The sequence below is a fragment of the Salinibacter sp. genome, assembly GCF_042218895.1.
In the GTDB taxonomy this organism is placed as follows: Bacteria; Bacteroidota; Rhodothermia; order Rhodothermales; family Salinibacteraceae; genus Salinibacter.
The window spans coordinates 22,710-36,375 of record NZ_JBDGQQ010000142.1 but is presented as its reverse complement, the minus strand read 5'-3'; the positions used below and the strand labels follow the sequence as shown (position 1 = coordinate 36,375).

Sequence of the window (13,666 nt, the reverse complement as noted above, 5' to 3'; positions counted from 1 at the left end):
TGAGCCTTCATTCCGTCCCCAAGTTCGCTTCTTGTGGTTCTGCACTCCGACCACGTAGTTAACGGGTGGAATGGCGTCTCTCCGCAGGCTCCCCTCCGTTCTCTTTTCGCTGGCTCGAAGACCGCTTTTCGTTTCGTATGTCTACGATTCAACGCATCACCGCTCGCCAAATTCTGGACAGCCGAGGGACCCCCACCGTCGAGGTGGATGTGACCACCAGCGAGGGTGTGCTAGGTCGGGCGGCTGTGCCAAGCGGGGCCTCCACGGGGGCGTACGAAGCAGTTGAGCTTCGCGATGGGAATGCCGACCGCTATCAGGGCCAGGGCGTGACTCAGGCGGTGTCTCACGTCAATGGGCCTGTCGCCGACACACTGGAGGGCATGAGCGTGCTCGAGCAAGCAGCCCTCGACGATGCCCTGTGCGCACTCGACGGAACCGACGACAAGTCGAATCTGGGGGCGAACGCAATTCTTGGGGCTTCGCTTGCGGCCGCGAAAGCAGGAGCCGCAACGTTCGGGGTTCCGCTGTACCGGTACATCGGGCGTGCTACGGCACGGACACTTCCAGTCCCCCTGATGAATATTCTCAACGGGGGAGAACACGCTGATAACAACGTCGACATCCAGGAATTTATGGTTGTGCCGGTCGGCCTTTCGTCCTTTTCCGAGGCCCTCCGTGCAGGCGTCGAGGTCTTCCACACGCTCGAGACCGTGCTCCACGACCGGGACTACAGCACCGCCGTTGGGGATGAGGGCGGCTTCGCCCCCGACCTCCAGTCGAACGAAGAGGCCGTCGAACTCCTCCTTGAGGCCATCGAGAAGGCGGGATATGCAGCCGGATCCGACCTCTTCCTGGCCCTCGATCCCGCCGCTGCCGAGATGTTCGAGGACGGGGCGTACGTGTTCTGGAAGAGCGATCCAGACACCGAGCGCTCCTCGGAGGAGATGGTGGCCTACTGGGCAGACTGGGTCGATCAGTATCCCATTCTCTCGATCGAGGACGCCATGGACGAGGACGACTGGAACGGATGGGCGATGCTGACCGATGCCGTGGGGGAGGACGTCCAACTCGTGGGCGACGATCTGTTCGTAACGAACACGGACCGCCTGAGGCGAGGCATCGAAGAGGGGTGCGCCAACTCTATTCTGATCAAGCCCAACCAGATCGGCACGCTTACAGAAACGCTAGATGCCATCGAGGTTGCGCAGGCCCACGGATTCACGGCAATTGTGAGCCACCGGTCCGGGGAGACGGAGGACACGACGATTGCTGACCTGGCCGTGGCGACCGGCACAGGACAAATCAAGACCGGATCTGCCAGCCGCAGTGACCGCGTGGCGAAGTACAACCAACTGCTCCGGATCGAAGAGCAGCTCAGGGCCACGGCCCGTTACCCCAACCTCGAGGCCTTTTCTCTTGCACGTTAGTAATCGTCGTCGCCATGCCTACGTCCGAGTCCGGTGACTCTGCGAGCTGGTTCCGATGGGGGATTGGTGCCGTCCTGACCGGGGCCCTCGTCTGGGTTCTCTTTTTCGACAGCCACAGCCTGCTGCGCCGGTACTACTGGCAGCAAGAGCTCGAGTCCCTGAACCGGGAAAACGCTAGACTTCAGAGCAAGATCAACCGTCTGCAGAAAAAGCTCGACCGACCACTGCCGGATAGCGTAGTCGAGCGGATTGCCCGGAACGAGTACGGCATGAAGCGCCCTGGGGAGACTATTTATCGCGTCAAGCCAGAGCAATCTCGTTCGGCATCCGAGTAGGACGAGGTCCCTGAAATCCGCACCTTTTCGCTGTTGAGTCGTCACTCCCGCTCTAACTACACATGAAACCTTACGCCGTCGGCGTCGACCTTGGGGGGACGAACCTGAAAGGAGCTCTCGTAGACCGTGAGGAGGGGCTCCTCGAACGTACGCAGTATGCGACGGAGGCCGACCAGGGCCCCGAGCACGTCGTAGATCGGATTGGGGCAATCGCCGAGGAGATGGTGGCTGCGGCCCCTAACAGCTCAGTGGCCGGCGTTGGCATTGGTGCACCGGGGGCCGTAAACTGGAATCGCACAACTGTTTCTCGGCCTCCGAATTTTCCGGGATGGGAGACGATCAACCTGCAATCGGTCCTGCAGTCTCGTCTCGACCGCGATCTTCCCGTTATCGTCGAAAACGATGCCAACGTTGCGGGCCTCGGCTCCGCCTTCTACGGGACCGGCCAGCGCTCTGACTCCTTTATCATGGTCACGCTTGGAACCGGCGTCGGGGGGGCAATTATTTACCAGAACAAGATTTTTCGGGGCAGCACTGGGGGGGCGGCCGAAATTGGCCACATGACGATTGACTACGAAGGCCCGTTCGCCAACTCGGGAGTGAGCGGGGCCATCGAGGGATACCTCGGGCAGGAATTCCTGGCACAGCACGCTCGGGATCGGCTCGTAAACTATCCCGATAGTGCTGTTCACGATCTTGTGGACGGGGATCTGGAGCAAATCACGCCTCGGACCCTCTACGAAGCCGCCAATCAGGAAGATGAGCTCGCCCGGGAGGTCCTTGAATGGGCCGGCCACAAACTGGGGTGTGTGCTGGGCTCTGCCGTGAATCTGCTCGACATTCGGACCATTGTCGTCGGTGGAGGCGTTTCCGCAGCAGGCGACTATATTCTCGAACCGGCCCGTGCCGTCCTTCCCCGTTTCGTTGTGCCCGGTCTTCGCGAAAACCTCCGCATTCTCCGGGAGGAGCTGGGCAACGAGGTGAGCCTCCTTGGCGCCGCACGCCTCGCCTTCGAGGGAGAACAGGCGCAAGTGGGCTCTCGGTAGTGGCGGGGGCCTGGTGTTCTTCCGGATCCGACCAGTTGCGTCCGGCGGCGGTTCTGCCTGCGCGACAGGTTGGGACGGTGCATCCGGGGAAGGCCTGTGTGCGTTTATCCTGTGGCTGTTGTGTCTCGATCTCGCTTCGTCTACCGGCTGCTTATCGGCTTGGGCCTCGTTCCCTTGGTTCTTCTGTTGGCCTCCCCGAGCGCCGCGCAGAAACAGGGCCAGGCCGCGGACACGGTGCGGCGTCCCTCCCCCGACTCGCTTCAGCGCCCCCCTCCCGGCCAAAGCGCCCCTCCCACTGCAGCCCAGCAGGGTCCCCCGTCTTCCCGGAAATCGTCGGCACCGGGAAGCTCCGGTGCAGGGGTGAAGTTTTCGGCGTCGGATTCTCTGGTGATCGTAATGCGGCCCGACTCGAACAACCGCGGTGCACTGTACGGGAAGGCCCGCGTATCTTACCAAAAGGCCTCCCTGAAGGGAGGGACCATCACGATGAACCTTGGGACCAGCGTGGTTCAAGCGACGGGTCCCCCCTCCGATACTGCAGCCCAAGGACGCCCGGTATTTAGTAGAGGTCAGGGCACAGGGGGGCAGAGCGCGGGGAGGCAGGGCCCAGGTGGACAGGGCCTAGGTGGGCAGGGACAGTCGTTCACTGGGAAGAAGATTTCGTTCAATCTCCGCACGAAGCGGGGTCGGGTCGTGGCGGCTCGCACCCAGCGGCGGAACGGCTACGTGCAGGGCGAAGCCGTGAAGGTTTTCGAAGACAGCACGGTGTTCGTTCGAGATGGATCCTACACGACATGCAACTGTCCTCCCGACCAGATTCCGTCGTACTCCCTCCGCTCCGGTAAGATGAAGGTGGAGGGCCGGTGGGTGTACACAGGTCCCATTCAACTCTACCTGTTTGATATTCCGACCCCCCTCTGGCTTCCGTTCGGCGTCGTGCCCAATGTGCCCGGGCGGCGGAGCGGTCCTCTCTCGCCTCGTTATGGCCAGGACCGTCGCAAAGGGTTTTACCTCCAGGACTTGGGATGGTACTTCGCGCTGAACGACTACACCGACCTGCAGATTCGCGCCAGCGTCTGGTCGAAGGGAAGCTACGAGATCAACCCGGTCTTTCGTTATCGAAAACGGTACGCGTATGACGGCCAGTTGAATGTAACCTACCAGCGTACCCGGATCGGGGAAAGGGGGGATCCGAATTTCATCAACAAACACCAGGGTCGTCTGCGCTGGAGTCACAGTCAGGAGCTCTCCCCGACCGCCTCCATTCGCGGTGATATCAACCTGGTCACGTCCTCGAACTTTGCCCGTCAGAGCCCAAACAGCTACGACGAAGCCGTTAGCCAGGAGATCACCTCGGACCTCTCTTACAGTAAGAACTGGCCGGGGGGCGGCCAAAACCTGAGTGTCAGTGCAAATCAGAACCAGCAACTTCAGACCGGGGAGGTCCGGATGACACTGCCCGATGTGAACTTCTCACAGCGATCCTTCAAGCCGTTCGATCTCGAACAAGCCGTCGGAGAGGAGCGCTGGTTCGAGAAGATTACGACCTCCTACGAGTTCAGACTGAACAACCGGTACTCGTTCCAACCTCGTGCCCCAAGACTTCGCGAACGGGCCAGCACCCTCCGATCCCGGGGCGACTCGACACGGGCCGACTCGCTGGTGCAGGTTGCCGACTCCCTCGCCGAGATTGCCTGGTACGAAGCACTCGTGGACCGTCGGAAGTACCAAGCCGCCACCGGGAACGACAAGGCCTTCGACTTTGAAGCGACACACCGGATTCCCCTCAACGCCTCTTTCCGAATCAACCGCTACAACCTAAGCCTGAGCCCCAATATCCGCTACACGTCGGACTGGCGCATCAACACCAAGCGGCGGTTTGTGCGCCGGGATAGCATTCCAGTCTCCGAGGACTCGGTGCGCATCGACGAGGAAACGATTGAGCGAACCGTCCGCGGATTTTACGCCCGACGCAGTTTTTCGACGGGCATTTCGGCAAACACCCAAGTGTTCGGAACCTTTCCGCTCCGCATCGGCCCCCTGCAGGGTCTCCGGCACCGCATGAATCCCTCTCTTTCGTTTCGGTACACGCCCAATTTCAACGCGCCGTTCTGGGGACGCACGCGGCGGCTCCGCTACGAAAATGGGGACCCCGTCCTCGACGAGCAGACCGGAGAGCCCGTTCGGTACGACATCCTGAACGGTCGGCGCGTTCGTGGAAGCAATGAGCAGCGCAGCCTGAGCTTTTCGCTCGACAACGAACTCGAGACGAAGTACGTACAGGTCGATTCGACGGGAGAGCAACAGGAGGAGAAGATTAAGCTGTTGGACTTTGACCTTGGCGCGTCTTACAACTTCGCGGCCGACAACTTCAAGACGAGCGATATCGACTTCCGGGCCCGCACGACGATCAAAGATTTCCGCATCAGCACGGACATGACTTTCTCTCCGTACGCTCTGCGTCCCCGGTCCACGCAGCGGAGCGGGACAGACGGGGCCGGCGAGTCGGGCCCCCAACTGCCAAGTTCCCCCACCCAGGCCGACCCCGACAGCCCAGTCCAGTTCACGCGCGTGGATCGATACATGGTTGCCGAAAGCCCACTCACTCCCGTCCGACTCACAAGATTTCGCATCGACGTTGGGGGCTCGTTCCAGAGCCAACGGCAGGGAGGCCGAACCGGGACCAGACGAGGCGGAACCAGACGAGGCCAGCGTCCAGGATCCGGGCGGCCGGGCCAGACCCAGCGTGGCCCACAACGTCCTCAGCGGCCAGGGACGGACCAGCCCTCGTCGTCGACTTCTTCCCCCTCAACGTCCAACGGCTACCTCGACGCGCGTCTTCCCTGGTCGCTGAACTTTGACTTTAGCTACAGCTTCCGCAAGCCCGAAAAGCGCATCGAGAATCAGCGTGCAACCCTTGGCGCCCAATTCACCCTCGATGTCACTCCGCTCTGGTCCCTGCAGGGCCGGACGGGGTTTGACCTCATCGACAGCGAGCTGTCTACGACACGGATCAACATCCAGCGCGACCTCGGGTGCTGGTCAATGTCCTTCAGCTGGGTGCCCTTCGGTCGGTACCAGTCGTACAGCTTCAACCTCCAGGTCGACAGCGGACGGCTGTCTCAGCTTCTCCGGCTGCAAATCCCGAACTCAGGACGAGGAGGTCGACTGGGTGGGTTCGGCCAGCGTCTCCGGCAAACGGCAGGAGGCCTCACTCGAGGCGTAGGGGGAAGTCCCACGCGGGGCAGGAGAGGTCCCGGCCCAGGGAGATGAGGAGGACCGCTCTGAGGGACACCAGGAGGATCCGAAAAAACCGATTCGTCACCCGTCTTCCGCCAGCGCCTCGGTGACCTGGTCGGCCGCCTCTTTGAGGAGGACCGCCGATTCGATCGTCAGGTCGCTTTCGTCGAGCAACTGCTTTCCCTCCTCAGCATTGGTTCCCTGGAGGCGCACGATGAGGGGCACCGCAAAGTCAATGTTGTTGGCCGCCTCGATGACCCCGCGCGCCACCCGATCGCAGCGAACGATGCCCCCGAAAATGTTGACGAGAATGGCCTCGACGCTCGGGTCCTTCAGGATGATGCGGAACCCCGCCTCGACAGTCTCTGCACTTGCGGCTCCCCCTACGTCGAGGAAGTTGGCGGGCTCTCCGCCGGCCAGCTTAATGATGTCCATCGTGGCCATGGCCAGTCCGGCCCCATTTACCATGCAGCCGACATTTCCATCGAGCCTGATGTAGCTCAGCCCATGCTTCCCAGCCTCCACCTCCACTGGGTCCTCTTCGTGGAGGTCGCGCATCTCCTCCAGGTCCGGGTGTCGGAAGAGGGCGTTATCGTCAAGATTAATCTTCGCGTCGACGGCCGCTATTTCGCCCTGCTCGGTCTGCACGAGCGGATTAATTTCGGCGAGTGTACTGTCGGTGTCTACGAACGCGTCGTAGAGGCCTCGAATCGTTGAGGTAGCCTGTTCAAACGCGTCCCCCTCCAGCCCCATGGCGAACGCGAGCTTTCGGGTCTGGAAGGGCTGCAGCCCGATCGTGGGATCGACCCAGACTTTCTCGATCTTTTCGGGGGACTCCTCGGCAACGGTTTCGATGTCGACTCCCCCCTCGGTCGACACCATGATGGCGTTCATACTCTGCTCCCGATCGAGCGTCACGCCGAGGTAATACTCCTGAGCGATGTCGACCCCTTTGGTTACGAGCACCTTGCGGACCTCCTGCCCCTCGTCCCCAGTCTGAGGAGTGACCAGATCCATGCCCAGTATGGACGCAGCGTGCTCACGGACCTCGTCGATGCTGTGGGCGAGCTTCACTCCTCCCCCTTTTCCACGGCCTCCGGCGTGGATCTGCGCCTTCACGACGAAAAGGGAGGCGTTTTCGTCCTCCTTCAGGCGACGTGCAGCATCGACCGCCTCATCTGGGGTTTCGGCCACGATGCCTTCGGGCACCGGTACGCCGTACTCGCGAAAGAGGGCTTTTGCTTGATATTCGTGAAGCTTCATGGAGGACGGACAGGTTAGATGCGTGACAAATTTGTTGGCAAATAAACGGTTCGTTGCGAAAAGGTCTAGCGCCTCCCGCCCGTCTTTGCGGGTTGTTCGTGAGCCCTCAATCCAGCTGGCGTGACGTGAGACCTCCTGACATGACGACGTTCGAACGGCATATCATATGGCGGCTCCTAAAAGGCTTCATCGTCTTCGTGGGGGCGCTCATCGTTTTCTTCATCGTGCTGCACTGGGTGGAGTACAGCGACGACTTTCTGGACCAGGGGGCCACGATCCGCGAGGTCTTTACGGTGTTCTATCCCAACTACATTCCGGAAATTGTCCGGCTCACGTCCCCCCTCGCGCTATTCCTGTCTTGCATCTACCTGACGGGAACCCTCGCTCAGGAGCTCCAACTTACCGCCTTACAGACCTCCGGGGTTTCGCTGTACCGGCTCGTGCGCCCCTATGCCGTGGTAGGACTCCTGGTTACTGTCGTCATGTTCGGCTTCAACGGGTGGGTCGTCCCCAAGACCAATGAGGTAGTTGTCCGCTACGAGAATAAGTACCTCCCGGGCAATCAAACTGTCGAGAACAGCGAGATTCACCGTCAGAACGGCCCCCAGTCCATCCTGTCGGTGGGCTACTACGACCCTGAGCAGAAGCAGGCCCACGATGTCTCCCTTCAGAGGATGGACGGCTCGTCCCAGTTGGCGAGCCGGATCGACGCCGAACGCATGGAATGGATCGACTCGCTCGACACCTGGCACCTGGAGGATGTGACTCGCCGGCGATTCCTGGACGGTGCCCAGCAGTCGAAGCAGACCTTTTCCTCTCTCGATACAACCCTCAAGGTGTATCCGCAGGACCTGGCCCGCTCGAAGAACGACGTATCCGCGATGACCATTCCCGCTGCGGCCGACTATCTCCGGTCCCTTCGCCGATCCGGGGTCAGTAATTTAAACCGGTCCCTGGTGGCGTACTACAACAAGTTCGCCTACCCCTTTGCCAACCTCATTCTGATCCTCATTGGTGTCCCCATCGCTTCGGTTCGGCGGCGCGGGGGGCAAGCCGTGCGGTTTGCCATCGGCCTGCTCACCGCATTTCTCTACCTGTCCGTCCAGAAACTAGCGGAGCCATTCGGGTATTCCGGAGCGCTCGGCCCCGCCATGACTGCCTGGCTTCCTCATCTCACCTTTGCCCTGGTCGCCCTCCTTGTGCTCTGGCGGACGCGGACGTAGGGGGAAGGCTCAAGCTCCCCCCACCGGCGCGAGGAGGGCAGGAGGCCGGTGAAAAACGCCTCTGCTTTCCGTCCGTGCCCACCCCGAAACTGTCCGTCCATGATGTTATTTTTACACTAGTGGATATCATGGAAGCGGGACAACTCTTTGGCCATCGGATGCGTTCATCCCTTGAGGGCTGATGGAAGTCCCTGTCCCGCCCCTCAATTGCCTTCGGCAGGCGGGCCCGAGTGGACCTGATCTCCACTCTCGGAGCCATTCCCTTTCATTTTCCGGCACCTACCCATGTGGCACGATAGCGTTCTGGGCACGATTGGGAATACTCCCCTGGTTCAGCTCAACGAAATCGTCGATAACTTTCCCTGCACGGTCCTCGGGAAAGTTGAGTTTTTCAATCCAGGGGGATCGGTGAAGGACCGAATCGGGATTAGCATGATCGAGGACGCGGAGGAAGAAGGCCTCATCGAGCCTGGGGGGACTATCATCGAGGGCACAAGCGGCAACACAGGGGCTGGTCTCGCCATTTCGGCCATCGCCAAAGGGTACCGGTGTATCTTCACGACCACGGATAAGCAAAGCCAGGAGAAGGTGGACGTGCTTCGTGGCCTTGGGGCAGAGGTGCTCGTGTGCCCCACAAATGTGGAGCCGGACGATCCCAGAAGTTACTACTCCGTCGCCCGCCGACTGTCGGAAGAAATTCCAAATTCGATATATCTGAACCAGTACGACAACTCGGCCAATACCCAGGCCCACTACGAGACGACAGGGCCGGAACTGTGGGAGCAGACCGAGGGCCAGATCACTCACTTCGTCGCCGGGGCCGGGACGGGAGGCACCATTAGCGGGACCTCACGCTACTTGAAAGAGCAGAAGGAGGAGATCGAGGTGATCGGGGTGGACCCCTGCGGATCGGTCTTCCACAAGTACTTCCACGAGGGGGTGTTCGACGAGGACGAGATCTATCCGTACTTCACGGAAGGGGTGGGGGAGGACATTCTTCCCGAGAACATGGACTTCGACATCGTCGACGACTTCGTAGAGGTCGAGGACAAGTCGGCCATGCAGATGACGCGCCGCATTGCCCGGGAGGAGGGGCTCTTCATCGGTCAGTCTTGCGGCATGGCGCTCGCGGGCGCCGTGCAGTGGATGAGCGAGCATCGGGATGAGCTCTCGGCGGACGACGTGGTCGTCGTGCTGTTTCCCGACTCGGGATTCCGCTATCTCTCGAAGACGTACAACGACGACTGGATGCGGGACCACGGCTTTCTCGAAAAGAAACCAGACGTCACCGCCGACGAGGTCCTCAGTCTTCGCCAGAAAAACGCGGACCTGATCGCTGCTGCCCCGGACGACGAGATCGGAGACGTGATCGAGCGCATGACCGACGAAAGCATTTCTCAGATGCCCGTCATCGATGACGACCGTGACGTCGTGGGTAGCGTGACCGAAACTCGGATCCTAAACCGACTCATCGAAAACCCAGACTCGCGGAAGGACCCTGTCCGGACAATCATGGGCACTCCGTTTCCCGTCGTGCCCTCCTCCCTGCACCTGGAGCACCTGTCCGCGTATCTCGAGGAGGACGCAGGGGCTGTGCTCGTCGAGCATGGGCCCGACAACGACGGCTACTCCGTGCTCACGAAGAGCGACCTCATCAGCGCCCTTGCGGGTGTCGGCGAAGCCAACGGCAACGCCTCCTGAGATTTCCAGCTCGGCGGGTGACGTGGCCCTTCTTGTTCCCCCCGGACGGCCGGCGTACGCTCTCCTAAGCGTTCACGTCGTCCCACGGCCGTACTCGCAGAACGGAGCGGATTACCGATCTCGACAATATCAGGCACCGGCAAACTTCGCTTGGGAGAATCGGAACGATAGGCTCGAATCTGGGGGAGCGCTTCTAGGTTCGGAAGACGAGTGAGAACCGTGAGGGAGAGCCGTCCTGGAAGACACATATTTTGACGATCTGCGAGACAGCAACGGCGCGTGCTCTGGACTCCATCCACATGGTTCCAGGCATTGTGCCCGCCCGAAAGGTCGAATTCACGTCACCTCCTGGTACACAAAGCCCCTCAGAGACGCTGGGGAACAAGATTGAGCCCATGGACAGAACCAGTGCGAATTTGGACGACGCCCTGAGTTCCCCCGACGAGGGGTTTCCGGGATCGGTTCCCGCCGTCGAGTCCGAACTCTTGGTCGCCACGTTTTCCGAGTCCGGCGATACGCTTTACTGCAATGACCCGTGGACCTCCCTCCTCGGCCCCCCCGAAGAGCCGTGGGCCCACCTGTCCGAGCAGGAACGCGAACGGGCTGAATCTGCGGTCCTTGAGGCCTGCAACGGAGCGCTCGTCACCAATCAACTCGTGTCGGTCGAGACGCACAGTCGGGATGAGCCGCTCCCAATCCTGTTCAACTTCATCCCGATGTACGACGGGTCCGACGAGGACGATTCTTACCGCCAGGGCGTAACGGCGAGCGGCGAGGTCCTGGCTGAGCCCCCCTCCTGGATGATCAGCCAAACCAAGCGGCACCGGCTAGAAACGCTGGGCCGCATGACGATGGGGGTGGCCCACGACCTCAATAATCTACTGAGCAGTCTCATCGGCCACATCGAACTTCTCAGGGAGCAGGTCGAGCCCGCCTCCCTGACCAGTTCCATTCGTCCGTCCATCGAGACGATCGAAACCAGCGCGCAGGACGGGGCTGCCCTGATCGAAAAACTGCAGCGGTACATTCGTCACGACACGCAGCAGCACTTTGAACCTGTCGACCCGACGACGCTTATTCGGGACTGTATCACGCTCACCGAACCGTACTGGCGCAACGAACCTCGTCGCCAAGGGATCGAGATTTCGATGAAGACTGATTTCGAGGAGGTTCCAAACATCCTCGGGTCGGCGTCTGAACTCCGTGAGGTGATCGTCAACCTCATTCTCAATGCTGTGCAGGCCATGCCAGAGGGAGGAACCATCCGCTTCAGGACCTTCACGAGTGATGAAGGGCACGCATGCATTGAGGTGAGCGACACTGGCATCGGAATGAGCGACGAAGTCCAGCAAAACATCTTTGAGCCGCTCTTTACGACGAAGGGCGAAGACGGAACGGGAATGGGACTGGCGGCCTCCTACGGGATCATTCAGGAGCACGAGGGCATGATCGACATCACGTCTGAGCCCGGAGAGGGAACGCAGTTTACGCTCACGTTTCCCCCTGCCGAGGGAGACCCGTCTCCCGTCGAGAAGTCCTCGACCGATTCACCCGAGGCCGAGGGCGCGTCCGTTCTCGTGGTCGACGATGAGGAACGGGTTCGATCAACCGTCTCCCGGCTCCTATCGCTGAACGACCACGACATAGACTGCGCCTCCACCGGTCCCGAGGCCCTGCAGATGTTCGAGAAAGGCCGTCACGACATCGTATTCACCGATTTCGGCATGCTAGAAATGACGGGGACTGAACTGGCTCAGGAATTGAAGGAGACGAATCCGGATCTGCCCGTGATCCTGCTCACCGGATACACGGAGGCGGAAACGGACAGTCAAGAGGTTGATGACGTTGTGTCCAAACCGTTCAGTGGAGACGAGCTTCAAGCCACCATTCGGAAGCACGTTGCTTCGTAGTCTCGTCGTGGCAGCCCTGCAGGGCTCTCAATCAAGCGGACGTCTCCAGTGGGGGGCTCGGCCGTTCCCACTGAGGCCCTCCAGAAACGTCACTCAATCCGAAGTGTGAGCCGAGCGGTGTGGACGTACGTTCTCAATTGGCCCGGCACGCGTCCCTCCTCGAATGCGTGAACGGCGTAGTCGAGCCGAAGTACACCGAGACGGATTCCAAGTCCCCCTGTGGGATACCCCGCACTTAGCCCTCCACGAACGGTAAAGGTGTCGTTCAGTCGCGCACGCCCACCGAGGTGGAGCCGCGCCAGGGGATGCTGCTGATCGTGACCGTATCCCTGGTAGTCGACTGCGACGCCTACGCCGTCGAGCACGGACAGCGAAGAGATCCGGTATGCCACGCCCATCCGAAACGAGCGCTCAAGTCGAAATCGCCGGCGTGCCCTTTCCACCTCCTGCCTAACCGCCTCCGTGTCGACAGTCGCAGATTCCGCGACGATGCCTTCCAGAAACGGAATCCTGGGCGATCCTTCAAAACTGTAGTCGTATTGTCCTCCGAAGAGGTCGTAGACCGCGCCCCCCAGGGTCAGGGTTCCCGGCAACATCCACCAGGACGGGGTGTAGAGCCCTCCCACGTCGACCTGATAGGTGTTGCCCTGAAGCAGAATAGCGGCTTCGTCGGCCGAGAACGTGTCGAGCGGCTTGTTCTCGAACGCCAGAAGCCGTCGGGTTCGGGTGCCCGTTACCCCTACCGACACCCCCGGAAGACCGATGGTTTTCAGATCCACCCCGAGCGACAGAAGCGCCATGACGTCGGTCCGGCTCAGCAGGTATATGCTCGGGACGCCGAGCCCCGCCCCCTTCGTCCTGTAGTTGAGGGCGGTCTTGGCGAACAGCCCGCCCCCCACTCCTATTCCATTTTTTGAATACACGAACGACGGGAGGACAACGGCCCCGGTTCCGCGAAGAGGTTGACGGCCGAGCTCGTAGGTGTCCTGGTATAGTTCTTCGAGGGCGTCCGGCTCTAGGTCGAAGTTGGATTCGATGGCCGGCTGAACTCGACGATTATAAAAGTTGATTTGCTTCCTTATGTTGGGGCTGGCGGCGGCTTGCACCCCGAGAATGCTAAAGTAGGAAGAGATGGAGGGCAGCTGCGCTGGATTGTAGAAAAACGGGCGGTCCTTTCCGAGAAGGGCCACCCCCGCATCCCCCATCGCTCGAACACTCGGGGACGGGATGAATGAGCGCTCGGTATACCGGTTGTTCTGACCGAGCGCAGAGACGGGTCCCGCCACAATGACGAGGAGCGAGAAGAGGACCGTCCGGAGGTGAGAGTGCATGTCCTGACAACCAGCTCGGGAAGTGGGGGTGGGAAGGACTCCACTCCCGGTTCAGCGTTCGGTGCAACGAGTGTTCGAGCAGCCAGATTGATCGACGTGCGGAAACTTTGCCCCGCCAAAGCCGCTTTCCGCGGAGAGGTTCCTCGGTGCAGTTCCGAGCGCAGGTGGGAGCGGGCGTCCGAAGTATGCT

General features: G+C 60.8%; 9 protein-coding genes. 7 read left to right on the top strand and 2 right to left on the bottom strand.

Annotated features, from left to right (window positions below; genetic code table 11):
• The first annotated feature begins 137 nt into the window (after positions 1–137).
• The 4 genes from eno to ABEL04_RS12195 all read left to right on the top strand — a co-directional run bounded on the left by eno (position 138) and on the right by ABEL04_RS12195 (position 6,081).
• Positions 138–1,427: a phosphopyruvate hydratase gene (eno, locus tag ABEL04_RS12210; protein ID WP_375802671.1), complete on the top strand. Its 1,290-nt coding sequence runs from the start codon at positions 138–140 to the stop codon at positions 1,425–1,427.
• A gap of 14 nt (positions 1,428–1,441) precedes the next feature.
• The gene (locus ABEL04_RS12205; protein WP_375802670.1) at positions 1,442–1,762 is read left to right on the top strand and encodes a septum formation initiator family protein; all 321 of its coding nucleotides are present in this window, start codon (positions 1,442–1,444) and stop codon (positions 1,760–1,762) included.
• 62 nt (positions 1,763–1,824) lie between these two features.
• On the top strand, positions 1,825–2,808 hold the full coding sequence (locus ABEL04_RS12200) for an ROK family protein (protein ID WP_375802669.1): 984 nt from the start codon (positions 1,825–1,827) through the stop codon (positions 2,806–2,808).
• Positions 2,809–2,928: 120 nt separating this feature from the next.
• Positions 2,929–6,081: a putative LPS assembly protein LptD gene (locus ABEL04_RS12195; RefSeq protein ID WP_375802668.1), complete on the top strand. Its 3,153-nt coding sequence runs from the start codon at positions 2,929–2,931 to the stop codon at positions 6,079–6,081.
• A gap of 48 nt (positions 6,082–6,129) precedes the next feature.
• Here ABEL04_RS12195 and sucC read toward each other — a convergent pair whose 3' ends face one another.
• Positions 6,130–7,311 (bottom strand): ADP-forming succinate--CoA ligase subunit beta, encoded by a 1,182-nt coding sequence (sucC, locus tag ABEL04_RS12190; RefSeq protein ID WP_375802667.1) that lies wholly within the window; start codon positions 7,309–7,311, stop codon positions 6,130–6,132.
• 125 nt (positions 7,312–7,436) lie between these two features.
• Between sucC and ABEL04_RS12185 the strand changes: the two genes are divergently transcribed.
• The 3 genes from ABEL04_RS12185 to ABEL04_RS12175 all read left to right on the top strand — a co-directional run bounded on the left by ABEL04_RS12185 (position 7,437) and on the right by ABEL04_RS12175 (position 12,145).
• Positions 7,437–8,534 (top strand): LptF/LptG family permease, encoded by a 1,098-nt coding sequence (locus ABEL04_RS12185; protein WP_375802666.1) that lies wholly within the window; start codon positions 7,437–7,439, stop codon positions 8,532–8,534.
• Positions 8,535–8,819: 285 nt separating this feature from the next.
• Entirely contained in the window at positions 8,820–10,235 is a 1,416-nt protein-coding gene (locus ABEL04_RS12180) for a cystathionine beta-synthase (protein ID WP_375802665.1), read from the top strand.
• Between the two features lie 395 nt (positions 10,236–10,630).
• Complete coding sequence (locus ABEL04_RS12175; RefSeq protein ID WP_375802664.1) at positions 10,631–12,145, top strand: ATP-binding protein; 1,515 nt, start codon at positions 10,631–10,633, stop codon at positions 12,143–12,145.
• An 89-nt stretch (positions 12,146–12,234) separates the two neighbouring features.
• Here the strand turns inward: ABEL04_RS12175 and ABEL04_RS12170 are convergent, their stop codons facing one another.
• Positions 12,235–13,476, bottom strand: coding sequence for a hypothetical protein (locus tag ABEL04_RS12170; RefSeq protein ID WP_375802663.1), 1,242 nt, complete (start codon positions 13,474–13,476; stop codon positions 12,235–12,237).
• Positions 13,477–13,666 lie beyond the last annotated feature (190 nt).

Excerpts from the sequence above, each read along its gene's own strand:
- eno (WP_375802671.1), top strand. The coding sequence starts at position 138 with ATGTCTACGATTCAACGCATCACCGCTCGCCAAATTCTGGACAGCCGA.
- ABEL04_RS12205 (WP_375802670.1), top strand. The coding sequence starts at position 1,442 with ATGCCTACGTCCGAGTCCGGTGACTCTGCGAGCTGGTTCCGATGGGGG.
- ABEL04_RS12200 (WP_375802669.1), top strand. The coding sequence starts at position 1,825 with ATGAAACCTTACGCCGTCGGCGTCGACCTTGGGGGGACGAACCTGAAA.
- sucC (WP_375802667.1), bottom strand. The coding sequence starts at position 7,311 with ATGAAGCTTCACGAATATCAAGCAAAAGCCCTCTTTCGCGAGTACGGC.
- ABEL04_RS12180 (WP_375802665.1), top strand. The coding sequence starts at position 8,820 with ATGTGGCACGATAGCGTTCTGGGCACGATTGGGAATACTCCCCTGGTT.
- ABEL04_RS12175 (WP_375802664.1), top strand. The coding sequence starts at position 10,631 with ATGGACAGAACCAGTGCGAATTTGGACGACGCCCTGAGTTCCCCCGAC.
- ABEL04_RS12170 (WP_375802663.1), bottom strand. The coding sequence starts at position 13,476 with ATGCACTCTCACCTCCGGACGGTCCTCTTCTCGCTCCTCGTCATTGTG.